We start from the raw sequence: 26,093 nt of genomic DNA, 5'->3' as shown, positions 1-26,093 counted from the left end.
AGCCGCTGTATCAGCCTGCCGCCAGACGCGCCTCGCGCGTGGCGCGCCAGGCTTTGTCGGACGGCGAGATCAGCGTGTAGAACATCGGCACCACGAAAAGCGTGAAGCAGGTGCCGATCAAGAGGCCCGAGAAGATCACCATCCCCATCGCCTGACGCGCCGCCGCACCCGCCCCTTCGGCCAGGATCAGCGGCACCACCGCAAGCGCCATCGCGGCGGTGGTCATCAGGATCGGGCGCAGGCGGATCTTGGCGGCCTCGACGATCGCATCGCGCCGCGACAGGGCGTGTTCCTCGCGCTGCTGGTTGGCGAATTCCACCATCAGGATGCCGTGCTTGGTGATCAGGCCGATCAGCGTGATCAGGCCAACCTGCGAATAGATGTTCAGCGTGCCGAGACCGAGATTGAGCGGCAGCACCGCGCCGAAGATCGTCAGCGGCACCGACATCAGGATGATGAAGGGATCGCGGAAGCTTTCGAACTGCGCGGCAAGCACCAGATAGATCACCAGAATCGCGGCCGCAAAGGCCAGAAGTATGGTGTTGCCTTGCTTCACCTCAAGCCGCGACTGACCCGAATACTCGATGAAGAAGCCGTCGGGCATCACCTCCTGCGCGGCGTTCACAATCTCGGTCAGGCCGTCGCCGGTGGACTGGCCGGGCATCGGCAGGGCAGTGATCGTGGCCGAGTTCAGCTGGTTGAACTGCTCGATCGAGGCGGCGGCGACGCCGGTTTCGATGGTCACCACCGAAGACAGCGGCACCATGTCGCCGGTGGCCGTGCGAACATAGAACTTGCCCAGTTGTTCGGGATTGCCGCGATCCTCGCGCGGGACCTGCGTGATGATGTCGTAGCTGTTGGAATCTCGGTCGAATTGCGCCACCGCGCCACCGCCCACCAGAAGCCCGAGCGTCGCCCCGATCTCCGAGACGGGGACATTGAGCGTGGCCGCGCGGTCGCGGTCGATCGTCACGCGCACTTCGGGCGCATCGAAGGCCAGCGAACTTTGCACGACGATGAACTTGCCCGAGGTCATGGCCTTTGCCTTGATCTCATCGGCAACCTCCGCCACGCGGTCGGCCGAATGGATCGACTGGATCACCACCGAGATCGGCAAGCCCCCCCCGGTGCCCGGAAGCGTCGGCGGAGCGAAGACAAAGCCCTGCACGCCGGGCGAGGTATCAAGGCGTGCCTGGATATCCTGCTGGATCTCGGCTTGGCTGCGCGACCGGTCGGCCCAGTCCTTCAGCGCCCAGATGTTGATGCCGGTATTGCTTGCGCCGTTGAAACCCGCGATCGAGAAATCTGTGCGGACCTCTTCGATATCCGCGGTCTTTTCGCCGATCTGGTCGATATACATCTGTGTATATTCGTTCGTCGCGTAGCGCGGCCCGTTCAGGAAGGCAAAGAGCGCGCCCTGATCCTCTTCCGGGGCCAGTTCGGACGAGGTGTTCACGAACATGAACCCGGTCACCCCCACCAGAACCGCCACCATCAGGATCGTAACCGGACGGTAATCGAGCGACGACCCGACGCGCCGGCCATACCACCCCGCCAGCCAGTCCGACTTGCGGTCGACCCACTGTTGCAGCTTCGAGGTATGATCGTGGCTGAGAAGCCGTGCCGACATCATCGGTGTGATCGTCAGCGCGATCACCCCCGAAAGGATCACCGCGCCCGCAAGGGTAAAGGCGAACTCGGTGAACAGCGTGCCCGTCAACCCGCCGGTGAAGGCCAGAGGCGCAAGCACGGCCGCCAGCGTGATGGTCATGGCGATGACCGGGCCGGTAATCTCTTTCATGCCCTGGACGGCGGCGGGCAACGGTTTCATTCCGTCCTCGATATGGCGGTGGATGTTCTCGACCACGACGATGGCGTCATCCACCACAAGCCCGATGGCAAGCACCATGGCCAGCAGCGTCAGAAGGTTGATCGAATAGCCAAGCGCCAGCAGCACCGCCATCACCCCCACCAGTGACAGCGGAATGGTCACGACAGGCATCACAACCGAACGGAACGAGCCAAGGAACAGCAGGATCACCACGATGACGATGGCGACGGCCTCGACGATGGTCTTGAACACCTCGTCGATCGAGGCCGAGATAGTTTCGGTCGAATCGTAGACCAGCTCGATCGACATCCCCTGGGGCAGGGTGTCGTTGATGGCGGGCAGTTCGGCCACCACCGCGCCCGCGGTATCGAGCGGGTTCGCGGCCGGGGTCGGGAAAACGCCGATGAATGTGCCGGGCTGGCCGTTGAACGTCACGATCGCGTCGCGATCGGCCGAGGCAAGCTCGACCCGCGCCACATCGCGCAACCGGACCACCGCATCGCCATCCGCACGGATCGGCAGGGCGCCGAAGGCCGCCGGGGTTTGCAGGGTCGATTTGAGCGAGATGGACTGGGCGACGAATTCGTTCTCGGTTTTGCCGGGCGCCGAAAGGAAGTTCGAAGCCCGGATCGCGGTCAGCACCTCGGACGCGGTCACGCCTCGCGCAGCAAGCCGAAGCGGATCGAGCCATACACGCATGGCATAGTTGGCTGCGCCGATGATCTGGATCTCGGCCACGCCGGGTATCGTGGACATGCGCGGACGGATCACACGGTCAAGATATTCCGTCAGCTGTTCGGGCGTCATGTTGGGGTTCAGGGCCGCCAGATACATCAAGGCGAACTGCTGGCCGTTGCCCTTCACGATGACCGGGTCTTCGGCCTCGCCGGGCAGTTGCCCGCGCACCTGTTGGACCTTGGCCAGAACCTCGGTCAGGGCCACGTCCGGATCGGCGCCGAGCTGCATCTGGACCGAAACCACGCTGGCCGAGGGGCGCGACTGCGAGGTCACATAGTCGATATTCTCGGTGGTCGAGACTGCCGCCGCGATGGGGGCAGTGATGAAGCCCTGGATCAGTTCGGGCGCGGCGCCGGGATAGACCGTGGTAATCGTCACCACGGTCTCGTCGACTTCGGGATATTGGCGCAGGGGCAGGTTGAAGGCTGCCTGCAGTCCCAGCAACAACATGAATGCGCCAAGCACGCTCGAGAGTACGGGGCGACGGATGAAAAGTTCGGTGAAATGCATCTTCTGCGCCTCAGTTCCCGCCGGCCTGCGCCGCCGTATCGGGTGAAACCGAATTGTCGATGACGACCGGAGCGCCGCCGGAAAGCTTGTTCTGGCCCGCATTTACGACCCGGTCGCCCGCGTTAAGGCCCGTGGTGATTTCGACCCGGTCGCCCGCGCGCCGGCCGAGGGTCACGAAAACCTGTTCGACCTTCTCGGGATCCTCGGCGGTTTCCGCCGCGCGCACGACATACACGGAATCGCCGTAAAGCGTTGAACTCACGACGGTCTGAGGCAAGGAAATCACGTTGTCCTCTTCCGGAAGATGCACGCGCACCCGCAGGAACTGGCCCGGCGTCAGCCGGCCCTGCGCACCATCGACATCGGCACGAATCGTCACCAACCGCGAGTTCGGGTCGATCTTCGGTTCGATCCCGATCACCGCGCCGTCCAGCGTCAGATCGCCGACCTCGGTTGTCACCGATACCTTTTGTCCGTCGCTGATCATCCCGACCTGCTGTTCGGTCAGGTTGAAGTCGACACGCATGTTGTCGCGGTCCTGCAGCGTTGCATAAACCGTTCCGGCGGTCACGAACTGGCCTTGCTCGACCTGCGGGATGCCGACGATACCGGCGAAGGGCGCGACAAGGCGCTTTGTTTCCAGCACGGCGTTCAGCTTGGCCACGGTGGCGCGGGCTTCGACGGCCTGTGCCTCGGCGGTATCCAGCGTGGTGGTGGCCGAAACTCCGCGTTCGCGCAGTTCGCGCACGCGGGCAAGCGCCGTTTCGGCCAGGTCAAGCGCGGCCTGGGCGGCGGCAAGGTCGGCACGTTCCGTCCGGTCGTCGATCTGCACCATGAGCTGGCTCTTCTCGATCCGGTCATTGGCCTGGAAGGCGACCTCGCGCACGATGCCGGGCGCTTCGATGGCCAGATCGACCCCCTGCGCGGCGCGCGCGGTGCCGATAGCGTCAAGACCGGGGGTCCAGCGGGCCGGTTCGACCGTGCTGACCGATACCGTGACGGGGGCCGGTTTCATGGTGGCGAAGAACTGGGCAATCATCTGGGAGCGGAACATGTTGAACCCGACGATGCCGCCGCCGATCACCCCAAGAAGGACGATCGCGATGATGAAGCGTTTGATCATTTCTGTTCGTTCCCTGTGAAATTTCGCAGTCTCTTCGCAGCCTGTATGAAGAGCGGATTGTCTGAACCGTTAGGTTCAAAATCGCAAGGCCTTGTCAACAGACACCATGCACATGTGCTGTGCATTCCGGGTCAGGCAAGTTTTTTCCGCGTGCCGGCGTGTGTAAATTGCAACGTGCATAAAAGTGGGGCCGGATGAGGGGGTTTTATTTCGGCTCCGGAAGGCGCAAGCTGTGCCTAGGGGGGTGTTCGGTCTTGGAGGCCCTGTGGCAAGTAATTTTGGTATTGTAACCCCTCGCATGTCGCGCCTCTGTCCAAGAAGGTCGCGGCCATGAGCTTTGATCCCTTTGCGCAATGGCGTCTTTCGATGGAGCTGACCCGTATCGGGATCGCCTCGCAGACAGTGATCGCGCTGCGTCTGGCCGGTATGATGGGGCTTTGGGCAACCCAACCCTCGGAGGTGTCGCGCATGATCGCCGAAAAGCCGCGGGTTGCGGCGCAATCGGTCGCCGCGGCGACGCGCGCGGCCCTTGCAGGGGAAGATGCGCACAAGGTGATGCATGCGGGGCTTGCCCCGATCCGCCGCCGTGCCACGGCCAATGCCGCACGGCTGACAAAGCTGGGGCCGGCGGGCGGGCGCTGAGGTTCGCCCGCCGGTTCGGGTTCAGGCGTCTTCCGCCGCGGCCGGCGTGACCATGGCGCCGACGATCGCCGCAAGGTCGATCACGCCAAGTTCGCGCCCCGCCTTGTCGGTGACCTTCGCAAGGTTCACCCCGGCATCGGTCATCTTCTTGGCGATCTTTTCCAGCACCACGCGGCCCGGAACCGTCATTTCCGGCTCTGGCTCGTCCGCGGTGCGGGGGCGGGCAAGGGTAGCCGCCTGAATGACGCGGCCGCGATTGACCTCGCGCACGAAGGCGGCGATGTAATCGTTCGCCGGGCGCAGGACGATATCCTGCCCCGTTCCCACCTGTTCCATCGCGCCGTCGCGCAGGATTGCGATCGTGTCGCCAAGGCGCAACGCCTCATCAAGGTCATGGGTGATGAAGATGATGGTCTTGTGCAGCTCTTCCTGCAACTCCAGCAGCACCTTCTGCATGTCCATGCGGATCAGTGGATCGAGCGCCGAGAAGGCCTCGTCCATCAGCAGGATGTCGGCATCGTTCGCAAGCGCGCGCGCAAGGCCCACGCGCTGCTGCATGCCGCCCGAAAGCTGCGCGGGGTAGTTGCCCTCAAAGCCGGCAAGGCCCACGCGGTCGATCCATTTGCGCGCGACCTTCTCACTTTCGCTGCGCGCAACGCCCTGGATGTCCAGCCCGTAGCAGGTGTTCTCCAGTACCGTGCGGTGCGGCAGCAGCGCGAATTTCTGGAACACCATCGCCGTCTTGCGGCGGCGGAAGTCCTGAAGCGCAGCCGCGTTCATGGCAACCACGTCGCGGCCTTCATAAAGGATCTCGCCCGCAGTCGGTGCGATCAGCCCGTTGATATGGCGGATCAGCGTCGATTTGCCCGAGCCCGAAAGCCCCATGATCACCGTGATCTCGCCCGGTGGAATGACAAGGTTGATGTCCTGAAGGCCCAGCACATGGTTGTGCCGGTTGTTCAGATCTTCCTTGCTCATCCCGTCCTTCACGGCTTTGATGTAGCGCCCGGGATTGGAGCCGAAGATCTTGTAGAGATTGCGGATCTCGATCCCGCTTTTGGCGGCGGCATCGGCCGTGTCGGCGTCCAGCGTCTGCATGTCAGTCATGGCCGGCCTCCCGGTGTTTCTGCAGCCGTTTGCCGAAGGCCTGGCTGGTGCGGTCGAAAATGATGGCAATGGCGACCAGCGCAAAGCCGTTCAGGAAGCCCACGGTGAAGAACTGGTTGTTGATCGCCTGAAGCACGTTTTTGCCCAGCCCGCCGACCCCGACCATCGAGGCCACGACGACCATCGCAAGGCTCATCATGATGGTCTGGTTCACGCCGGTCATGATCGTGGGCAGCGCAAGCGGAAGCTGCACCCCCCAAAGCTTCTGCCGCCGGGACGAGCCGAAGGCGTCCGCCGCCTCGATCACTTCCTTGTCCACAAGGCGGATCCCGAGATTGGTCAGCCGGATCATCGGCGGCACCGCATAGATCACCACCGCGATCAGGCCCGGCACCTTGCCGATGCCGAAGATCACCACGACCGGGATCAGGTAGACGAACGAGGGAAGCGTCTGCATCACATCCAGAACCGGCGTGACGAAGGCCTGCACCCGGTCCGAGCGTGCGGCAAGAATACCGACCGGCAGACCGATGATGACCGCGACGATGGTGCAGACGGTCACCATGGCCAGCGTGACCATCGTGTCTTCCCAAAGCCCGAAATATCCGATCCCGCACATGGCGATAGCAGTTCCCACCACGGTTCGCCAGTTGCGCGAGGCGAGCCAGACAACGGCCATGAGAACGACAAGCACCACGATCCAGGGGGCGCCGGTAAACGCTTTTTCCAGAGTGTTCAGAAAGATTTGCAGCGGTGCGGTAGCGGCGTCGATCGCCTCGGACCAGGTGCGCACGATATCGCGGAAGCCGCCGTCGATGTTCTTGCGCATGGTGCGCAGCGTGGCGTTGTCCAGCGACGGAAAATCGCACAGGGCCGCGGGTAGTCCCCAGCACTGAGTTGCCATCAGCTATGTTCCTTGCTTGGTTGCTGTGCCCGGCGGGCGGGTGATGAAACAGTTCGGGGCGCGGATCGAAGCCGCGCCCCCTATTGGTTTGGATCGAACCGGATCAGAGAGCCGCTTCGACTTTTGCCGCAACCTCTTGCGAAACCCAGGATTTCCACATGTCCGGGTAGGTTTCGAAGAAATAGATCGCGGCATCCTCGTTGGTGCCCTGGTTGTCATCCATCCAGGCCAGGATTGCGCCCACGGTCTGGTTGTCCCATTTGCGGGTCTGAACATAATCCATCGCAACCCCCGCCTTTTCGGCGAAGGCCTTGGTCACGACGGTGAACACGTCCGAAACCGGGTAGGCGTTGACCTTCGGATCGGGGCAATCGGGCTGCGAGGTGCAGGCGTCCCAGTTTTCCTTGTCGTTCGGCACGCCGAAATCGAGGCGAACCATCTCGTATTTGCCCAGGATGGCGGTCGGAGCCCAGTAATAGCCCAGCCAGCCCTGCTCACGCTCGTAGGCATTGGCGATCGAGCCATCAAGCCCCGCGGCCGAGCCGGTATCGACCAGATCGAACCCTTTGTCCTCCGCCCCGAAGGCGCGATAGAGATTCGAGGTCGAGACCTGGCAGTTCCACCCCGAGGGGCAGTTGTGGATCGCCCCGCGCGAGGGATCTTCGGGCGCGGGGAACAGTTCGGGATGGGCAAGGGCATCCTCGACGGTCTTGATGTCGGGATTCGCGTCCGCAACGTATTTCGGAATCCACCAGCCCTCGACACCCCCGTCCGACAGCATCGGGGCGGCGATCACCATGCGCCCCTCGCCCACGGCGGCATCCAGAGCGGTGCGCACGGCATTGACCCACAGTTCGGGCGCCATGTCGGGCTCGGATTTCTCGTTCATCGAGGTGAAGGTGGGCATGGTATCGCCCGTCACCAGCTCGACCTCGCAGCCGTAGCCTTCTTCCAGGATGATCTTGTCCACCCAGGCGGCAACCCCTGCCGAGGCCCAGTTCATCTCGGCAATGGTGACCCTTCCGCAGTCCTGCGCCGCGGCGGGCACGGCGGCAAGCGCGCAGATCGAGGCGGCAAGCCAAAGGGATGCGTGTTTCGTGGTCATGAATCTCTACTCCTGTTTCGTGCAGCTTGTTCGTGTCAGACCCGGTCGCGCTGCCGTTGCTCCGGGCCCGCGGATTGTCTTGGCCGGTAACGGGCGCGATACGCGCAGGTTCAGAACCGGACCCCTCGCATCCGGCGAAGGGCAATTGCGCCGCGACAGGTGCGACACTCTCCAAAAACGACAAAATATGTCGTAAATGGATCGTCATTTGTGCGCAAGCAAAAAGCCGCCAAAATCGGGTGAAATGGCTGGAAAACACGGCAAAACAGCATGACGCGGCACCGAGGGGCGCCGCGTCAAGGGGTGTTATTAGTGATATGCCGGTGGGCTTGCCGGATCAGCAGGGCTTGGCGAAGACCTGCACCCACCACGGCCCCTGGTTCCCGGTGCGGGGCACGAAGCCGATGCCGATCTCGCCGACATTGCGCCGCAGGATGTTCTGGCGATGCTTGGGGCTGTGCATCAGATCGTTCATCACCTGATCGACCGAACGCCACCCGAACGAGATGTTCTCGGCGGTCAGGCAGGTCTTGTAGCCCACCTTCTTCACCCGCGTCTTGGGGGTCGAGCCGCCCGCGCCGTTATGCGAGAAATAGCCCCGCCGCGCCATGTCGCAGGCATGTCCCTGGGCCGCGCGGGCAAGCTTCTGGTCGAAGGCCAGCGGCCGCAGCCCGGCGCGCTTGCGCTCGGCATTGACCTTGGCCAGCATCTGCTGGCTGACCTCGCTTGGCGCGCCGGCACAACTGACGGCACTGGCCGGGGTGGCGGCAGCCATGACCCAGGCGGATACCATCGCAATCGCAAGCCCTTTGAAAACGCGCATCGAACCCTCCGGCATCTGAAATCCGTGCTTTCCTATAGCAGGGTTCCGGCGCAGATCAGACCAAGCTGTGACGTTTTCATGGCACATGCCGCGAAGCGGCAGAAACCTGCGCAATCGCACACCCCGAAGGCGGCTTTCTGCTCAGACAAGGCGGCCCCAGAGATCGTATTCCGAGGCTTCCTCGACCTCCACGGTGACGATATCGCCCGGCGCCAGCCCCTCGAAGCCTGTGTCGATGAACAGGTTGCCGTCGATCTCGGGCGCATCGGCCTTCGTACGGCATGTCGCGCCCTGATCGTCCAGGCTGTCCACGATCACCTGCTGCACGCTGCCCACCTTCGCGGCCAGCTTCGCCTCCGAGATCGCCTGCGCCTTTTCCATGAAGCGCTCCCACCGCTCCTGCTTGAGCGCGTCGGGAACATGGTCGGGCAGCGCGTTCGACCGCGCGCCCGCGACGTTTTCGTATTGAAAGCACCCCACCCGGTCCAGCTGCGCCTCGTCCAGCCAGTCCAGAAGGGTCTGGAACTCCTCCTCGGTCTCGCCCGGATACCCCACGATGAAGGTCGAGCGGAGCGTGATGTCGGGGCAGGCGGCGCGCCAGGCCGCAATCTCGTCCAGCGTGCGCGCCGCAGCGGCGGGCCGCGCCATCCGCTTCAGCATGTCGGGATGGGCATGCTGGAAGGGGATGTCCAGATAGGGCAGCACCAGCCCCTCGGCCATCAGCGGGATCAGATCGCGCACATGCGGATAGGGATAGACGTAATGCAGCCGGACCCAGGCCCCGAGCCGGCCCATCTCGCGCGCCAGATCGGTGATATGCGCGCGCACCTCGCCGCCCTTCCAGGGGCTCGCATCGTGCTTGCGGTCCACCCCGTAGGCCGAGGTATCCTGCGAGATCACCAGCAATTCGCGCACACCCGCCGCCACCAGCTTCTCCGCTTCGCGCAGCACCGCATGGGCCGGGCGCGAGACCAGCCGGCCGCGCATGTCGGGGATGATGCAGAAGCGGCACTTGTGATTGCACCCCTCTGAAATCTTCAGGTAGCTGTAATGCCGCGGCGTCAGCTTCACCCCGACGGGCGGCAGAAGATCGACGAAGGGATCGGGCGCAGGCGGCACCGCGCCATGCACGGCATCCAGAACCTGCTCGTATTGCTGCGGGCCGGTCACGGCCAGAACCTTGGGATGTGCGCCGGTGATATAATCCGGCTCGGCCCCCAGACAGCCCGTCACGATGACCTTTCCGTTCTCGCTCAGCGCCTCGCCGATCGCCTCGAGGCTTTCCGCCTTCGCACTGTCAAGAAAGCCGCAGGTATTCACGATCACCGCATCCGCCCCCGAATAGTCGGGCGAGATCACATAACCCTCCGCGCGCAGCCGCGTCAGGATGCGCTCGCTGTCCACAAGCGCCTTGGGGCAGCCCAGGCTGACCATGCCGATCGTGGGCTGGCCCGCGCGCCGCTCGGTCTCGAAGACCGGGGCGGGCGCCAGGTCGGGGCGAAGGTTCGGAGGGTTGGTGCTCATCGCGGCGGCCTTTAACGGAAAAAGCAGGCCGAAGCGGCGCTGCTTTCTTCAGAGTGGAAATATCCTGCGGGGGGCCGGGGGTGCAAAACCCCCGGCGCGTCCGCTCAGCGCCGCCGGTCGCGGCGCGCGCTCATCGGCTGGAAGGCCACGCTCACATGCGCCTCGCAATAGGGCTTGCCGGGCTGGTTGGGCAGGCCGCAGAACCAGAACTGGTCGGTCGCCGGGTCGCCGATCGGCCATTTGCAGGTGCGCTCGGTCAGCTCCATGAGAGAGATCTTGCAGGCCCGCTTCTCGACCTCGCGCACCGAGGCCAGCGTCTCGGGGCTGATCTCGTTGGCCGACGGCTGCGGCGGCAGCGGTTGCCCGGCGGGCACGATCGGCTTGCGCAGCGGGGTCGCGGCGGGGGCGGCGGCAACCGGCTCGGGACGCGCGGCGCTATTGGCGGGGGCGGCCTGCGGCGCGGGCCGCGCGGCGGGCTTGGGCTCGGGTGCCTCGGCGCGCGCGGGCTCGGCCGCGCGGGCGGGCTTGGCGACGGGTTGCGCGGCGGGGGCGGGCTGCGCGGCGGGCTCCGAGGCGCCCCCGGCACGGTTGGACAGGCCAAGCCGGTGCACCTTGCCGATCACGGCATTGCGCGTCACACCGCCCAGTTCCTTGGCGATCTGGCTGGCGGACTGACCTTCGGCCCACATCTTCTTCAGCGTCTCGACGCGCTCATCGGTCCAGGACATGGACTGCCTTTCCAATTTGCCTGCCCGGAAAGGCTCCGGTCGCAGGCTGGGTTTGCCGCTTGGTCCCGATCTGGCCGGGACGCAATGAGATACAATCAATATGCCCGGATTTCAAGCTCCGACCCCTGCCATTGCCCCCCGGGGCGGGCCGGTGCTAGAACCGCGGCGCGAATGTTGCGGGGGGCTGCTGCGATGCTGGACATGGGTGTGCGCCGTTTCGGGCGGGTGAACTGGCTGGGCCTTGCGATGCTGGGCTGGCGCGAGATCCGCCGCTTCCTGGCCGTGTGGCAGCAGACCGTGCTGGCCCCGCTGATGACCGCGGGGCTTTTCCTGACCGTCTTCGCGCTTGCCTTCGGGCAAGGCCGGGGCGCGGTGATGGGGGTGCCGTTCCTGTCCTTCCTGGCCCCCGGCATCCTGATGATGACGGTGATCCAGAACGCCTTCGCCAATACCTCCTCCTCGATCGTGATCGCCAAGGTGCAGGGCAATATCGTCGACACGCTGATGCCCCCCCTTGCCGCGTGGGAGATCCTTGCCGGCTATCTGATCGGAGCGCTCGTGCGGGCATGGATGGTGGCGGCGGTCATCACCGCGGGATTCTGGGCCGCGACCGGGCAGGGGGTCAGCCACCCGCTCTGGGCGCTGGTCTGGGTTTCGCTCGGGGCGATCGTGATGGGCGGGCTTGGCATCCTCGCGGCGATCTGGGCCAACAAGTTCGACCAGATGGCCGCGATCACGAATTTCATCATCACCCCGCTATCGTTCCTGTCGGGCACCTTCTATTCGGTCGAGGCGCTGCCCGCCGGGTTTCGCGCCGTGGCGCATTGGAACCCGGTCTTCTACCTGATCGACGGCGCGCGCTTCGGCTTTCTCGGGGTGTCGGACGCCTCGCCGTGGCAGGGGCTTGCGGTGGTGGGGCTTGCCATGGCCTGCGTGCTGGGGCTGGCGTGGTCCTGGCTGCGCTCGGGCTACCGGATGAAACCCTGAAACGATCCGCCCCTGCGGCGGGTGTGCCGCGGGGGCGCAGGTTTTTCCGCGCGGCCTGCAGGAATGCTTTGACAGGCGCGCATCCCGGCGCTATCGGCATTTTCATGATCGTATGGACCGCATATTCCACTCGTCCCCGACGTCGCCGCACCCGCGCCTGACGCCCGATCCCCCTTGGCCTTTGGCCAGTTTCCAAAAATTTCCGCCATGAAGCCGAAACCGTTGACAGCCCTGCGGGCCTGTTGCACCCCTTGGCCTTCCCATTTCTGGAGTTTCGCGATGATCGCATCCGTCCTGCCCACCTATAACCGTGCCCCGATCGCCTTCGTCCGGGGCCAAGGCAGCTGGCTCGAGGCAGAGGATGGCAGCCGATACCTGGATCTCGGCGCCGGGATCGCGGTCAACGCGCTTGGCCATGCCAATCCCGATCTGGTGGCCACGCTGACCGAACAGGCCGGCAAGCTGTGGCATGTGTCGAACCTCTACCGCATTCCCGAACAGCAGCGGCTGGCCGATCTTCTGGTCGAACATACATTCGCCGACACCGTCTTCTTCACCAATTCCGGCACCGAGGCGGCCGAGCTGGCCGTCAAGATGGCGCGCAAATACTGGTATGAGAAGGGCGCCCCCGACCGGGTCGAGATCCTTGCCTTCGAGGGCGCCTTCCACGGCCGCTCTTCCGCGGCGATCGCGGCGGCGGGGTCGGAAAAGATGACCAGGGGCTTCGGCCCGCTTCTGCCCGGTTTCCGGCAACTGCTCTGGGGCGACATGGAGGCGCTGCGCGCCGCCGTCACAGAACAGACCGCCGCCGTCTGGGTCGAGCCGGTTCAGGGCGAAGGCGGCATTCGCCCGCTTCCGGATGCCGACCTGCAAGAGCTGCGCGCGCTTTGCGACAAGACCGGCACCCTTCTGATTTTCGACGAGGTGCAATGCGGCATGGGCCGCACGGGGCGGCTTTTCGCCCATGAATGGGCCGGTGTCACACCCGACATCATGATGGTCGCCAAGGGCATCGGCGGGGGCTTCCCGCTGGGCGCGGTGCTGGCCACCGAGGCGGCCGCATCGGGCATGACCGCGGGCACGCATGGCTCCACCTATGGCGGCAACCCGCTGGCCTGCGCGGTCGGCGCGCGCGTGATGGAGATCGTCGCGGAGCCCGGCTTCCTGGAGGCGGTGAACCGCAAGGCGGGGCTGTTCCGCCAGAAGCTCGAGGCGCTTGTCGCCGCGCATCCCGATGTGTTCGAGGGCGTGCGCGGGCAGGGCCTCATGCTGGGCCTGAAATGCAGATGCGCCCCGGCCGATCTGGTGCAGGCCGCCTATGCCGAACATCTGCTGACGGTTCCCGCCGCCGACAATGTCCTGCGCATCCTGCCTGCGCTGAACATTCCCGACGAAGATATCGTCGAGGCAGTCGAACGGCTCGACCGGGCCGCAGGGCGGCTTGGCCATGGCTGACGGCAGGCCGAACCGCACCGATATCCCGTTCCGGCACCTGCGCCCCGTCGCGCAAGCGGTGCAACATGTCCGCGGCAGTGGCGCCCGGGCCCATTTCCCGCGGAGACCGGCTTGCGCCGCCGCGTGCCCACAGACAGGAAAGACCGAAGCATGAAGCATTTCCTTGACCTTCACACCACCGACCCGGCCGAATTGCGGGGGATGATCGACACCGCCCGCGCGATGAAGGATGCCCGCAACGGCCGCCCCAAAGGCGCGCCCGACGACAGCCAGCCGCTGGCCGGGCACATGGTCGCACTGATCTTCGAGAAACCCTCGACCCGGACCCGCGTCAGCTTCGATGTCGGCGTGCGCCAGATGGGCGGGCAGACCATGGTGCTTTCCGGCAAGGAGATGCAGCTTGGCCATGGCGAAACCATCGCCGATACCGCGCGCGTCCTGTCACGCTATGTCGACCTGATCATGATCCGCACCTTCGAAGAGGCGACGCTTCAGGAAATGGCCGAACATGCCACGGTGCCCGTCATCAACGGGCTGACCAACCGCACCCATCCCTGCCAGATCATGGCCGACGTGATGACCTATGAGGAACATCGCGGCCCGATCGCCGGCCGCAAGGTGGTATGGTCGGGGGATGGCAACAATGTCTGCGCCTCGCTCATCCACGCGGCCGGGCAGTTCGGCTTCGACTTCACCTTCACCGGCCCGCCGCCGCTCGACCCCGAAGCCGGATGGCTGGATTTCGCCCGCGCGAAAGGCGTGAAGGCCGAGATCGAGCGCGACCCGTTCAAGGCGGTGCAGGGTGCCGACCTCGTGGTCACGGATACCTGGGTCAGCATGCACGATCCCGAATCCGCAAAGGAGCGCCGCCACAATCAGCTGCGCGGCTATCAGGTGAACGAGGCCTTGATGGCCGAGGCGAAGCCGGATGCGCTGTTCATGCATTGCCTGCCCGCGCATCGCAACGACGAGGCGACCTCGGGCGTGATGGACGGGCCGCATTCGGTCATCTTCGACGAGGCCGAAAACCGCCTGCACGCGCAAAAGGCCATCCTGCGCTGGTGTCTCGGGAAATAGCAGAAGGGGGGCTCTGCCCCCCTCGGCCTGCGGCCTTACCCCCCGGGATATTTGCGCGAAGATGAATATGGCATCAAGGAACCCGGCGCTGCCTCAAAAATCCGGTGACGCTGGATATCCCGCCTTTGCAGATCGCGGATGTGTGCTCTTTCATCTTCGCACAAATATCCCGGGGGTGCGGGGGCAGCGCCCCCGCCATGCGTCCTGTCAGGTTCCGCGCGGTTTGGCGCGGGTGGTCGGCTCTGCCTCACGCGGATCTTCGGGCCAGGGATGGCGCGGGTAGCGGCCGCGCATGTCCTTGCGCACATCTGCGTAGGAGTTTGCCCAGAAGCCCGGCAGGTCCATCGTGACCTGCACGGGTTTGCCGCCGGGGGACAGAAGCGTGATGCGCAGGGGCAGGCGTTTCGGGCCGACCGAAGGGTGTTCGGTCACGCCGAACAGTTCTTGCAGCCGGACCGTGATGCCCGGCGCCGCGCCGTCATAGTCGATCGGCACGCGGCGGCCGAGCGGGGTTTCGAAATGCGCGGGCGCGAGCCGGTCGAGCAGTTGCTGTCCTTCCCAGCCGAGGGCCGCGCGCAGCGCCTCGGTCAGGTCGAGCGCGCGTAGCTCGGCCTCGCTGCGCTTGTTGGCAAGATAGGGCAAAAGCCATTCGTCGGCGCGTTCCAGAAGCCCCGTATCCGAGAGGTCGGGAAGGTCCGCCCCCTCGCTGCGCAGCAACTCGACCCGGGCGCGCAGTCGTGCGGCGGCGGGGGTCATCGGCAGGCCGATCTGCCGCAGGCCTTGCAGCGCGCCGCGGGCCACCGCTTCGGGCGGGGCGTCGGGCCAGTGGCGGTCGGTCAGCACGAGCGCGCCGAACCGCTCTTGTTGCCGGGCGCTGACGCGGCCTTCGCGGCGCGACCATTCGCAGATTGCGACCTGGCGGATCTGATCGCCGTAGAGGCGCCGCAGGGAAGCTTCGCCAAGCGCGATTCCCTGGCGGACCTTAGCCTCGCGCGGGTCTCCGTCAAGGTCGGTTACGACGATCAGGCGACTTTGTCCCAGCGGATCGCCCTCGTCCAGGAACGCGCCCTTGCCGCCTGACAGCACATGGCGCGCCGCGGCGCCGGGCCGGCGCAGGCCGATCCGGTCGGGATAGGCAAGGGCGGCCATCTCGGGCAGCGAAAACCCCTCGGGGACGGGGGCGACCAGCCGCGACAGCCGCCGGGCTTCGCTGCGCACTCGCTCGACCGTGCCGCGATGGACGCTGTGGGGATGTTCGTCCTCGTATCCGCGCGGGTCGCGGATGGCGGCCATGCGCAGCGCCAGGTCGGCCGGGGCGCCGCGCAGCGGGTCGCGCTCGGCCAGAAGTGCGGCGAGCGTCGCGGCCTCGGGGCCGGCGGTGGCCAGCATATGCGCAAGCCGCGGATGCAGCGGCAGCGCGGCCAGTTGCCGGCCATGCGCGGTGATCCGCCCCTCTTGCAGCGCGCCAAGCCGTTCGAGAAGCGCGCGCGCCTCGGCAAGGGCGGGGGCGGGCGGGGGCGTGAGGAAAGCCAGATCGCCGCCATCCGACCCCCAGAGCGCCAGCTCCAGCGCGAGCCCGGCAAGATCGGCCACCATGATCTCGGGCGGGGCGAAGGCGGGCATGGCGCCCTCTTCGCCCCTGGCCCACATCCGGTAGCATATACCGTCGCTGACCCGTCCGGCGCGGCCGCGGCGCTGCTCGGCCTCGGCGCGTGAGGCGCGTTCCGTCACCAGCCGCGCCATGCCCGAGCCCGGATCGAAGCGCGCCCGCCGCGCAAGCCCCGCATCCACGACCACGCGGATATCCTCGATCGTGAGCGAGGTTTCCGCGATCGAGGTGGCCAGAACGACCTTGCGCCCGAAATCCACCGGGGCGATCGCGGCGCGTTGCGCGGCGAAGTCCATCGCGCCGAACAGCGGGCGCAGTTGCACGCTTTCGGGCAGGCGGGGCTTCAGCGCGGCCTCGGCGCGGCGGATTTCCGGCTCGCCGGGCAGGAAGACCAGAACGCCGCCCTCGGTCTCGTCCACCGCCTGTTCGACGAGCCCGGCCACCGCCGCCTCGAGGCGCAGCCCCGGCGCAAGCGGGCGGCCGAGCCAGCGGGTCTCGACCGGGAAGGCGCGTCCCTCGGACCGGATCACCGGGGCATCGTCCAGAAGCGCCGCCACGGGGTCCGCGTCCAGCGTGGCCGACATCACCACCACCCGAAGATCGGGGCGCAGCGCGCCGCGGGCCTCCCATACCAGGGCAAGCCCCAGATCGGCATTGAGGGAGCGTTCGTGAAATTCGTCGAAGATCACGCAGCCGATGCCGGTCAGTTCCGGGTCGGACTGGATCATGCGGGTCAGGATGCCCTCGGTCACGACCTCGATCCGGGTGGCGGAGGAGACGCGCGCCTCGCCGCGGATGCGGTAGCCCACGGTCTGGCCCACCGGCTCGTTCAGGGTCTGGGCCATGCGTTCGGCTGCGGCGCGGGTTGCAAGGCGCCGGGGTTCGAGCATCACGATGCGCCCCGCCATGCGGTCCAGAAGGGCCAGCGGCACCCGTGTCGTCTTGCCCGCGCCGGGGGGGGCGACAAGCACGGCGCGGCCCGCCCCGGCAAGGGCGTCTTGCAGCGCGGGCAGCGCGTCATCTATTGGCAGGCGGTCGCTCACCCGGCCCTTATCGCCGTTTCAGGCGGCCTTTGCCATAGAGCGTATCCATCGACACCTCGACCACACGCAGCCGGCCGGGTTCGGCCGGGCCGTAGGTCAGGCGGAAGGGAAAGCGTGTCTTCTCGGCCATCTCGTCGGGCGAGAAGCCTTCGAGACGGCGATACTCGCCGGCGCAGCTGATGCCGCCATTGCCCGTCTCGGGCGAGCTCAGGACGATCTGGCTGCGGCGCTTGCCATCGAACATCACGGCGCGGAAGGTGCAGGCCTCGGATTCGGGGATGTCGCGCAGCACGGCGTAAAGCGCGGTCAGCGGGTCGATCGTGCCGCCCTGCGTGGCCGGGTTCACGTCACCGGGGCGGGGGTCGCGCGGCGGGGAATAGACCATCACCTGCGGCACGCCGCCCTTGTAGGCCATCACCGATTCGGACTGGCGCTTTGAGGTGTCGGCCTGTTCCGAATACTTGAATGGGGTGAAACGGTTCTTGCTGACTGCGCCGGCGACGGCGGCATCGTAGCGCACCTTGCGGATGGCCCCGACGATGCCGGTGCTTTTCAGCGTGCCGTTCGCGGAATAGCGGTTGCCCTCGATCCGGCCATTGACCGACAGGCGCCCGGCGGACAGGCCGCGCAGCGACAGGTCGAACTCGATACTGTCGGACTGATCGGCGCGCGCGGGCAGGGCCAGGGCCATGCCCAGAAGCGCCGCAGGGATGGCGGCACGGGTTAACCGGCTGAACGAAACCATGCTGTTCCTCATCAAATCGGGCCTTCACTCTGGACATACACCGCCACAAGCGGGCAAGAAACCCGTGCTGCCGTCACGATTGGTGACGGTTGTGTCATCTTTCTGCGCGAAGGCTCGCCCATGACCGTTCAACGCCCCACCCCCGATCTTGCGCCCGCGCTGCTGGACGGAGACCGCCGCGCACTTGCGCGGGCGATCACGCTGGTGGAATCGGGGCGCGCCGATCACCGGGCGCAGGCCGCGGCGCTGCTGGAACGGGTGGCCGCGGCAGACCGCCAGGCGCTGCGCATCGGCCTTTCGGGCACGCCCGGCGTGGGCAAGTCCACCTTCATCGAAAGCTTCGGCATGATGTTGACGGGGCAGGGGCTGAGGGTTGCCGTGCTGGCGGTCGATCCCAGCTCGGCGCGCTCGGGCGGCTCGATCCTGGGTGACAAGACCCGGATGGAGCGGCTCAGCCGCGATCCCAACGCCTTCATCCGTCCCTCGCCGTCGCAGACGCATCTGGGCGGGGTGGCGCGCCGCACGCGCGAGGCCGTCAGCCTGTGCGAGGCGGCGGGCTATGATGTCGTGCTGGTCGAGACGGTGGGCGTGGGCCAGTCCGAGACGCTGGTGGCCGAGATGGTCGACCTGTTCGTCCTGCTGCTGGCGCCCGCGGGCGGGGACGAGTTGCAGGGCGTCAAGCGCGGGATCATGGAGATGGCCGATCTGATCCTTGTGAACAAGGCCGATGGAGAGCTGAAGCCGGCGGCGATGCGCACCGTGGCCGACTACGCTGGTGCGCTGCGCCTGCTGCGCAAGCGCCCGCAGGACCCCGCGGGGTTTCCCAAGGCGATGCCGGTCTCGGCGCTGGAAGAGGCGGGGCTGAAAACGGCCTGGGACGAGATGCAGACCCTTGTGCAATGGCGCCGCGACCATGGCCATTTCGCCACGCGCCGCGCTGAACAGGCCCGCCACTGGTTCGAGGCCGAGGTGCGCGAAGGGCTTCTGGCTCGGCTGAGCGCCGATCCGCAGATCCGCGCGCACATGGAGGGGCTGGGACGGGCCGTTGCCGCCGGGCAGGCCGCGCCCGCTGCTGCTGCGGCCGAAATTCTGGCGCTGCTGAAGGGCTAGGTCCGCTTCGGACCTGGGCTTTTTGCGGGGCGATTTCGCGCAATGAATCGCTTGACGGCGCGCCGCTTTGCCCTTATCCCCCGCGAACGGATTTCCGGGCGCTGCCATCCGCGGCGCCTGTTGTTGTTAGGAATAGACGGGCGTACTGCCCCGAGGAAACGAAGGATTGATGCCATGTCGCGCGTCTGCGAACTGACCGGCAAGGGCCCGATCACGGGCAACAACGTGAGCCACGCGAACAACAAGTCGCGTCGCCGCTTCCTGCCCAACCTCAACGATGTGACCCTGATCTCGGACGTTCTGGGCCAGTCGTTCAAGCTGCGCATCTCGGCTGCCGGGCTGCGCTCGGTCGATCACCGTGGCGGTCTTGACGCCTTCCTGGCGAAAGCCAAGGACGAGGATCTGTCGGCCAACGCGCTGAAGATCAAGAAGGCCATCGCCAAGGCGCAGGCTGCCGCCTGATCCCAGCCCCCGGCTGGTGACGGTATCGCATTGCCCCGCTTTCGGCGGGGCTTTTGCATTTTGACGCACCCCTGCGTCGAATGGATGGCTTCCCTTGGGGTCGGCGGCGGTATATCCCATGGATATGATACGGACTCTGGCCCGCATATCCGCCGCGATCCTTCTGGCGGCGATCCTTACGGCGACAAGCCTGAGCATGGCTGTCGCGCGCGGCCAGACCCGCATTGCCGGCGAGATCGTGATCTGCACCGGCTACGGGATCGCCACGATCGCGGTTGATGTAAACGGCAATCCGATCGGACCGGCTCATATCTGTCCCGACATGGTGCTTGGCCTGATGGCCGCGCTGGATGCCGCGCCGCCCGTCCTCATGCGTCCCGAGGGCGATGTGCGGCGTGTGGATGCGCCTGAGCCGAGGGGGGGCACCTCGCATGCGGTGCCGCATGCACGGGCGCGCGGACCGCCTGTTCTGGCCTGACCCTTCGTTTCTTCCAATCAGCTCAGTCAAGGAGATGGGTATGTCCCCGCTCAAGTCACTTCTGGCCGCAACCGCGGTCTTCATCGCCCTTCCCGCTTTTGCCGACGGTATCGAGATCAACGATGCCTATGCCCGCGTCTCGACGGCCATGTCGAAATCGGGCGCGGCCTTCATGGTCATCGCCAATTCCTCCGGGGCGGATGACCGTCTGGTCTCGGTCGCCTCGGATGTCGCCGACCGGGTCGAGCTGCACACCCACAAAGCCGGCGCCGACGGTGTCATGCAGATGGTCGAGGTCCCCGAGGGCTTTGCCGTTCCCGCAGGAGGGCAGCATGTGCTGCAACGCGGGGGCGACCATGTGATGTTCATGGGGCTGCACCGGTCGCTTGCCCAAGGCGATGTCGTCACGGTGACCCTGACCTTCGAGAATGCCGGCGATGTCGTGCTCGACATTCCCGTCGACCTGACCCGCGCCGAGGCGCCGATGCAGATGATGCATGGCGGTCACGGCAACATGCCCGCCCCGTCGAACTAAGCGGTCCGGCAAGGGCCGGCGCCGGGCGGAAGGATATGCCGCCCGGCGCCGCAGATCGGCCCGATTGCCCGCGCCCGTCGCGGCATGACGGCAAGGGCGGCGGATCAGGAATCCTCAAGCATCTGCGAAACCCAGTCCGGCACCACCCGGCTTGCCGGGCCGTGGCGCGCCGCGTCGAAGCTGCGCGCCCCGGCCGAGGGTTCGAGATTGAGTTCAAGCGTGCGCACCTCCGCCCGCGCGGCATCCTGCACGAAGGCGGCGGCGGGATAGACCTGCCCCGACGTGCCGATCGAGACGAACAGGTCGGCCGCGCGCAGCGCCTGCCAGATTTCGTCCATCCGGTAGGGCATTTCCCCGAACCACACGATATCGGGCCGCGTCGCGCGGGCGGTGCAAGCCGGGCAGGGATCGGCCGGGGCCATAGCGGCGGGGGCGGGCCAGCGGTGCCCGCAGGCCACGCATAGCGCCCCGGCAAGGCTGCCATGCATGTGGATCACGTTTTGCGATCCGGCGCGTTCGTGCAGATCGTCGACATTCTGGGTGACGAGCAGCACCTGATACCGCCCCGCGGCCTCAAGCGTGGCCAGGGCGGCATGCGCGGCATTGGGCCGCGCCCCGGCGGCATTGGCGCGGCGCAGGTTGTAGAACTGATGCACCAGCGCGGGGTCGCGGGCGAAGGCCTCGGGGGTGGCGACATCCTCGACCCGGTGGCCTTCCCACAATCCGCCGGCGTCGCGGAAGGTCCGCAGCCCGCTTTCGGCGGAAATTCCGGCACCCGTCAGTATTACGATCTTTTCCATTGCCGCCTCCTGCCCTAGCCTTGGGACATGCGCATCCTTTTTCTCTGTCTTGGAAATATCTGCCGCTCGCCCACGGCGGAAGCGGTTTTCCGCGATGTCGCCGCCCGCGCGGGCCTGATGGTCGAGGTCGACAGCGCCGGAACCGGGGACTGGCATGTTGGAGAGCCGCCCTATGGCCCGATGCAGCAGGCGGCGCTTGCGCGCGGGTATGACCTGTCGCGGCTGCGGGCGCGTCAGCTGAGCGTGCGGGATTTCCACGCATTCGACCTGATCCTGGCGATGGACGCAAAGAACCTTCGGGACGCCCGCCGCCTGGCCCGCCCCGATGCGCGGGCAGAGCTGCGCCTGTTTCTGGACGAGCAGCTGCCGGGCGCCTCCGCGATGGATGTGCCCGACCCCTACTATACCCGCGATTTCGATGGCTGCATCACGCTGATCGAACAGGGCGCGATGCGGCTTCTTGTGGCGCTTCAGCCGCCGCAATAGGCCTCGGCCGTGACGGCAAAGTTCTTGTAGCGCTGCCAGAAGGCCTCGTCGCTGGAGCGGCTGGACTGGCGCACGTCCTGCGCCTTGTGCGGATCCTTGAAGAAGGCCGCCGCCTTGCGCTGGTCGGTGCGGCTCAGCGTCATGTCGGCGACCTGCTGGATGCAGCCGCACAGCGCGCGGTTGCCATTGGCGCGCCCGCCTTTCAGGCAGGCCTTGTCGATTGCGCCGGCGGTCGCGGGCAGGGCGCCCACGGTCATCACTGCCGCCGTCAGAAGAAGTGCTTTCATTGCTCGTGCCTCGTCATGTTGTGCGGATTGGTCTCCGCAGCTTGTGCCCCTTGCGGCGCATCCTAGCGTGACGGCGGCATTTTTTCAACGAAATGCAGGGCGGCGCGACGTTTCGGCCCCTTGGGCGGGGCGGCCCACTACCCTTTGCGGCAGGCGCACGCCCCGGACCCCGATATGGGGTCAGTCGAGGGGCGTGGCCTCGTATCCCGCGGATTTCAGCGCGGCCAGCACGGTGGGCAGCGGCAGGCCGGAAACCTCGATCTCGCGGCTTTCCATGTCGAAATCGGCCTTCGCGCCAACCGCGGCAAGCGCAGATTCGATGGCCGCCTTGCAATGGCCGCACGACATTTCGGGAACGGAAAGGATCATGTCCTGACTCCTTTGTGGGATCGGCCCGATCATTCGCGCATCGCCCGGCGCAGGTCAATGCCCGCGGGGGCCATCAATCCCCCTTCCCGGTGCTTCTGAGTCACGCTATATGCCGCGCATGACCCAGCTTGACCTCATCCGCAATTTCTCGATCGTGGCCCATATCGACCACGGCAAATCCACGCTTGCCGACCGGCTTATCCAGATGACCGGCACGGTGGCCGAGCGCGACATGAAGGCGCAGATGCTCGACAGCATGGATATCGAGCGCGAGCGGGGCATCACTATCAAGGCCAACACCGTGCGGATCGAATATCCGGCGAAGGACGGGCAGACCTATGTGCTGAACCTGATCGACACGCCCGGCCATGTCGACTTCGCCTATGAGGTCAGCCGAAGCATGCGCGCGGTCGAGGGGTCCTTGCTGGTGGTCGACGCGTCCCAGGGGGTCGAGGCGCAGACGCTGGCCAATGTCTATCAGGCGATCGACGCCAATCACGAGATCGTGCCGGTGCTGAACAAGATCGACCTGCCCGCCGCGGACCCGGCCGCGGTCAAGGAAAACATCGAGGATGTGATCGGCATCGACGCCTCGGACGCGATCCCGATCTCGGCCAAGACCGGCCTCGGCATTCCGGATGTGCTTGAGGCGATCGTGAAACGCCTGCCCCCGCCCAAGGGGGAACGCGACGCGCCCTTGAAGGCCATGCTGGTCGACAGCTGGTATGACAGCTATCTGGGCGTCGTCGTCATGATCCGCGTCATGGACGGGGTCATCCGCAAGGGCGACCGCATCAAGATGATGCAGACCGGCGCGGTCTACGGCATCGACAAGCTGGCGGTGCTGAAGCCCAAGATGATCGACATCGCCGAACTTGGCCCCGGCGAGATCGGCGTGTTCACCGCCTCGATCAAGCAGGTGCGCGATACCCGCGTGGGCGACACCATCACGCATGAGAAGAAACCCTGCGCCACGCCGCTTGCCGGGTTCAAGCCCGCCCAGCCGGTGGTGTTCTGCGGCCTTTTCCCGGTGGATGCCAACGATTTCGAGGCGCTGCGCGACGCGATCGAAAAGCTTGCGCTGAACGACGCGAGCTTCAGCTACGAGATGGAAACCTCGGCCGCGCTTGGCTTTGGCTTCCGCTGCGGCTTCCTGGGTCTTCTGCACCTCGAGGTCGTGCGCGACCGGCTGGAACGCGAATATGACCTTGACCTGATCACCACCGCGCCAAGCGTGGTGTTCAAGCTGCATATGAAGGATGGCGAGGTGCGCGACCTGCACAACCCCGCCGACATGCCCGACCTGACCTATGTCGACCATATCGAAGAGCCGCGCATCAAGGCCACGATCATGGTGCCTGACGACTATCTGGGCGATGTGCTGAAGCTGTGCCAGGACCGCCGCGGCATCCAGATGGACCTGACCTATGCGGGCAGCCGCGCGATGGTGGTCTATGACCTGCCGCTGGCCGAGGTGGTGTTCGATTTCTACGACCGGCTGAAATCGGTCACCAAGGGCTATGCCAGCTTCGATTACCAGATCTCGGGCTACCGCGAGGATTACCTGGTGAAGATGTCGATCCTTGTGAACGACGAGCCGGTGGATGCGCTCTCGATCATGGTGCACCGTGAACGCGCCGAATCGCGCGGCCGGGCGATGGTGGAAAAGCTCAAGGAACTGATCCCGCGGCACATGTTCAAGATCCCGATCCAGGCCGCGATCGGCGGGCGCGTGATCGCGCGCGAAACGCTGAGCGCGATGCGCAAGGACGTGACCGCGAAATGCTATGGCGGGGACGCGACGCGCAAGAAGAAGCTTCTGGAAAAGCAGAAGGCCGGCAAGAAGAAGATGCGCCAGTTCGGCAAGGTGGAAATCCCGCAACAGGCCTTCATCTCGGCGCTGAAGATGGACAACTGATCGCGGCGCGGACGAAAAGAACGAAACGGCCTGGCATTGCCGGGCCGTTGTTCATTTGGCGCACGCGTCGGAGACCTGGAGGCGGGTACCGGACCCGCTACCATTTTTCTAAGCCACTGGAAGGCTTGAATAATCGAGTGCGAGGTTTCGTTGTGTGTCGCACTTCGTGTCACACTTATGCTGTCTGAGTTGTGTTACTGTCAACTGTTCGTGCCACTCTGCGGCGGCCTTAGACGGGCTGGACCGCCTTCCCCTGTGCCTCTCAAACCCGCAGTGCGACAAGGGGTGCCCTGCATGTCTCACCGGGGGGTATGGGGGAAGTTGCCGCGCCCGAGTATGTAGATAGGGCCACGAAAAATTGTGCCGAGAAATCATGTTGCCTGACAAGCCTATCTATAGGTTCCTGACCGATGAACAGATTGCGGCGCTGCCCGATCAACGTGGGCTGCGTTCTTGGGCGTTCGAGCCGTATCTTGAGTTGCACCACGGCGCTGCGAACGCGGCGCTTGTCCCGGTGCTGCACGCTTTTCGCGATATTTGGATGCAGGGTTTCGACAGAAAACCGAACCCGCAACGGCAAGCAAACTTCATCAACTGCATGCGCGTGATCCTGCTGAACCTCATGCGAGTGCGGACAGTGGACGCTACGCTGACGGTGGGCATCCCGAGCGGTAAGGAACGGCTGAACAAGGAAAAGCGATACCGGCCTGCCTTCATGACCGTGCACTATCACCTTAAGGCCTTGGAGTTGCTGCAAGAACGCGGGCTGGTCCGGCTGGTGAAGGCCGGGCATCAACAGGAGGACTATGCCGAAACTGCTCGCTATGCGCTGACGGAAGCGGGCTGCGACAGCTTTCTGGTGTCCGGTTTGACCACCAAGGACTTCACCATAGCCAAGCGGGATGAAGTGGTCCTGCTGAAAGACAAAGAAAAGCGCCTGACCGGGTACATCGACAAGCCAGAGACGCGAACCATGCGCGCCAATCTGCGCAGACTGAACGATCTGCTGGACCGTACCGACATTGCCACGACACGGCCCGCGAACCCGCTGACCGACTTTGACGACGATTACTGCGGGCAGAAAACCGACCTCTACCGCGTCTTCAACAACGGCAGTTTCGAGGAAGGCGGGCGCTTCTATGGCGGGTGGTGGCAACATGCCAAGAAACACCTGCGGCGCAGGATCACCATCGACGGCCAGCCGACAGTTGAAGCCGACTTCAAGGGCCTGCACCCGGCGATGCTGTTCGCCAAGCAGGGCCTGCCCATTCCGCCAGACCCCTACGCCCTCGTTCCCGGTATTGCGGACAACGACACATTGCGGGACCATGCCAAGACGACATTCCTGGCCCTGCTGAACGCAGACAAACGGGGCACGAGCGAACCCAAGGACTTCGACGCTGCAAAGCACGGCATGACGGCCAAGGCGTTCCGACAGTCGGTCAGGGACGCCTTTCCCATGCTGCCCGGTATCTTCGGCACCGGGATCGGCGTGCGCCTGCAACGCGCGGACAGCGACTTGGCTGAACGGATCATGCTGCATTTCGCGGATCGGGATGTTCCGGTCCTGCCCGTGCATGACAGCTTCATCATCGCGGCCCGACACCGGGATGAACTGGTCAGGGTCATGCAGGCCGTGTTCCACGATGCCTATGGCCAGACACCGACCGTCACTGTCACCCCGTCCTTCCCCTAAC

At 65.5% G+C, this 26,093-nt stretch carries 24 protein-coding genes; 11 read left to right on the top strand and 13 right to left on the bottom strand.

What is annotated here, in order from left to right; genetic code table 11:
* Window positions 1–10: 10 nt before the first annotated feature.
* Entirely contained in the window at window positions 11–3,079 is a 3,069-nt protein-coding gene (locus AC4PTO_RS14430) for an efflux RND transporter permease subunit (protein WP_492729612.1), read from the bottom strand.
* Window positions 3,080–3,089: 10 nt separating this feature from the next.
* Window positions 3,090–4,202 carry an efflux RND transporter periplasmic adaptor subunit gene (locus AC4PTO_RS14425; protein WP_492729610.1) on the bottom strand — a complete coding sequence of 371 codons (1,113 nt, stop codon included), beginning with the start codon at window positions 4,200–4,202 and terminating at the stop codon, window positions 3,090–3,092.
* A 330-nt stretch (window positions 4,203–4,532) separates the two neighbouring features.
* On the opposite strand from AC4PTO_RS14425, the gene AC4PTO_RS14420 reads away from it, so the two are divergent.
* Window positions 4,533–4,844, top strand: a complete 312-nt coding sequence (locus AC4PTO_RS14420; protein WP_492729608.1) for a hypothetical protein — start codon at window positions 4,533–4,535, stop codon at window positions 4,842–4,844.
* Window positions 4,845–4,865: 21 nt separating this feature from the next.
* Here AC4PTO_RS14420 and AC4PTO_RS14415 read toward each other — a convergent pair whose 3' ends face one another.
* The 6 genes from AC4PTO_RS14415 to AC4PTO_RS14390 form a co-directional block, all read right to left on the bottom strand.
* Entirely contained in the window at window positions 4,866–5,951 is a 1,086-nt protein-coding gene (locus AC4PTO_RS14415) for a quaternary amine ABC transporter ATP-binding protein (RefSeq protein WP_492729606.1), read from the bottom strand.
* Entirely contained in the window at window positions 5,944–6,855 is a 912-nt protein-coding gene (locus AC4PTO_RS14410) for an ABC transporter permease (protein ID WP_492729604.1), read from the bottom strand. The genes AC4PTO_RS14415 and AC4PTO_RS14410 overlap by 8 nt, the downstream gene beginning before the upstream one ends.
* Window positions 6,856–6,958: 103 nt before the next feature.
* Window positions 6,959–7,960 carry an ABC transporter substrate-binding protein gene (locus AC4PTO_RS14405; RefSeq protein ID WP_492729602.1) on the bottom strand — a complete coding sequence of 334 codons (1,002 nt, stop codon included), beginning with the start codon at window positions 7,958–7,960 and terminating at the stop codon, window positions 6,959–6,961.
* Window positions 7,961–8,297: 337 nt separating this feature from the next.
* On the bottom strand, window positions 8,298–8,783 hold the full coding sequence (locus AC4PTO_RS14400; protein ID WP_492729600.1) for a CAP domain-containing protein: 486 nt from the start codon (window positions 8,781–8,783) through the stop codon (window positions 8,298–8,300).
* A 141-nt stretch (window positions 8,784–8,924) separates the two neighbouring features.
* Window positions 8,925–10,307, bottom strand: a complete 1,383-nt coding sequence (gene rimO / locus AC4PTO_RS14395) for a 30S ribosomal protein S12 methylthiotransferase RimO (protein WP_492729598.1) — start codon at window positions 10,305–10,307, stop codon at window positions 8,925–8,927.
* 104 nt (window positions 10,308–10,411) lie between these two features.
* Window positions 10,412–11,035, bottom strand: coding sequence for a GcrA family cell cycle regulator (locus AC4PTO_RS14390; protein ID WP_492729596.1), 624 nt, complete (start codon window positions 11,033–11,035; stop codon window positions 10,412–10,414).
* Window positions 11,036–11,236: 201 nt separating this feature from the next.
* On the opposite strand from AC4PTO_RS14390, the gene AC4PTO_RS14385 reads away from it, so the two are divergent.
* From AC4PTO_RS14385 to argF, 3 genes are all read left to right on the top strand, one after another.
* Window positions 11,237–12,022 carry an ABC transporter permease gene (locus tag AC4PTO_RS14385; protein ID WP_492733637.1) on the top strand — a complete coding sequence of 262 codons (786 nt, stop codon included), beginning with the start codon at window positions 11,237–11,239 and terminating at the stop codon, window positions 12,020–12,022.
* Between the two features lie 279 nt (window positions 12,023–12,301).
* Window positions 12,302–13,477 (top strand): aspartate aminotransferase family protein, encoded by a 1,176-nt coding sequence (locus tag AC4PTO_RS14380; RefSeq protein WP_492729594.1) that lies wholly within the window; start codon window positions 12,302–12,304, stop codon window positions 13,475–13,477.
* Window positions 13,478–13,627: 150 nt separating this feature from the next.
* On the top strand, window positions 13,628–14,554 hold the full coding sequence (argF, locus tag AC4PTO_RS14375; RefSeq protein WP_492729592.1) for an ornithine carbamoyltransferase: 927 nt from the start codon (window positions 13,628–13,630) through the stop codon (window positions 14,552–14,554).
* 207 nt (window positions 14,555–14,761) lie between these two features.
* Here argF and hrpB read toward each other — a convergent pair whose 3' ends face one another.
* Window positions 14,762–17,206, bottom strand: a complete 2,445-nt coding sequence (gene hrpB / locus AC4PTO_RS14370) for an ATP-dependent helicase HrpB (protein WP_492729590.1) — start codon at window positions 17,204–17,206, stop codon at window positions 14,762–14,764.
* Window positions 17,207–17,213: 7 nt separating this feature from the next.
* A complete protein-coding gene (locus tag AC4PTO_RS14365; RefSeq protein ID WP_492729588.1) occupies window positions 17,214–17,951 on the bottom strand; it encodes a DUF3108 domain-containing protein in 738 nt (245 codons plus the stop codon).
* A gap of 120 nt (window positions 17,952–18,071) precedes the next feature.
* Here AC4PTO_RS14365 and meaB point away from each other — a divergent pair, with 120 nt between their 5' ends.
* The 4 genes from meaB (at window position 18,072) to AC4PTO_RS14345 (ending at window position 20,536) form a co-directional block, all read left to right on the top strand.
* Window positions 18,072–19,061: a methylmalonyl Co-A mutase-associated GTPase MeaB gene (gene meaB, locus AC4PTO_RS14360; protein ID WP_492729586.1), complete on the top strand. Its 990-nt coding sequence runs from the start codon at window positions 18,072–18,074 to the stop codon at window positions 19,059–19,061.
* A gap of 174 nt (window positions 19,062–19,235) precedes the next feature.
* Entirely contained in the window at window positions 19,236–19,523 is a 288-nt protein-coding gene (rpmB, locus tag AC4PTO_RS14355; protein ID WP_492729585.1) for a 50S ribosomal protein L28, read from the top strand.
* 118 nt (window positions 19,524–19,641) lie between these two features.
* Window positions 19,642–20,001, top strand: a complete 360-nt coding sequence (locus AC4PTO_RS14350; protein WP_492729583.1) for a hypothetical protein — start codon at window positions 19,642–19,644, stop codon at window positions 19,999–20,001.
* Between the two features lie 40 nt (window positions 20,002–20,041).
* The gene (locus AC4PTO_RS14345) at window positions 20,042–20,536 is read left to right on the top strand and encodes a copper chaperone PCu(A)C (protein ID WP_492729582.1); all 495 of its coding nucleotides are present in this window, start codon (window positions 20,042–20,044) and stop codon (window positions 20,534–20,536) included.
* A gap of 104 nt (window positions 20,537–20,640) precedes the next feature.
* On the opposite strand, the gene AC4PTO_RS14340 is transcribed toward AC4PTO_RS14345, so the two are convergent.
* Entirely contained in the window at window positions 20,641–21,336 is a 696-nt protein-coding gene (locus AC4PTO_RS14340) for an NAD-dependent deacylase (protein ID WP_492729580.1), read from the bottom strand.
* A gap of 27 nt (window positions 21,337–21,363) precedes the next feature.
* Here AC4PTO_RS14340 and AC4PTO_RS14335 point away from each other — a divergent pair, with 27 nt between their 5' ends.
* Window positions 21,364–21,822, top strand: coding sequence for a low molecular weight protein-tyrosine-phosphatase (locus AC4PTO_RS14335; RefSeq protein ID WP_492729578.1), 459 nt, complete (start codon window positions 21,364–21,366; stop codon window positions 21,820–21,822).
* On the opposite strand, the gene AC4PTO_RS14330 is transcribed toward AC4PTO_RS14335, so the two are convergent.
* Complete coding sequence (locus tag AC4PTO_RS14330) at window positions 21,807–22,109, bottom strand: hypothetical protein (RefSeq protein WP_492729576.1); 303 nt, start codon at window positions 22,107–22,109, stop codon at window positions 21,807–21,809. The two genes, AC4PTO_RS14335 and AC4PTO_RS14330, sit on opposite strands and share 16 nt — an antisense overlap.
* 180 nt (window positions 22,110–22,289) lie before the next feature.
* Window positions 22,290–22,478: a heavy-metal-associated domain-containing protein gene (locus AC4PTO_RS14325; RefSeq protein WP_492729574.1), complete on the bottom strand. Its 189-nt coding sequence runs from the start codon at window positions 22,476–22,478 to the stop codon at window positions 22,290–22,292.
* 118 nt (window positions 22,479–22,596) lie between these two features.
* Between AC4PTO_RS14325 and lepA the strand changes: the two genes are divergently transcribed.
* Window positions 22,597–24,396: a translation elongation factor 4 gene (gene lepA, locus AC4PTO_RS14320; protein ID WP_492729572.1), complete on the top strand. Its 1,800-nt coding sequence runs from the start codon at window positions 22,597–22,599 to the stop codon at window positions 24,394–24,396.
* 373 nt (window positions 24,397–24,769) lie between these two features.
* Entirely contained in the window at window positions 24,770–26,092 is a 1,323-nt protein-coding gene (locus tag AC4PTO_RS14315) for a hypothetical protein (RefSeq protein ID WP_492729570.1), read from the top strand.
* The last annotated feature ends 1 nt before the right edge of the window (window position 26,093 follow it).

The sequence above is a fragment of the Rhodobacter maritimus genome, from assembly GCF_058747975.1.
Note: the sequence above shows the minus strand (reverse complement) of the source record. Positions and strands in the feature narration are given on the sequence as shown.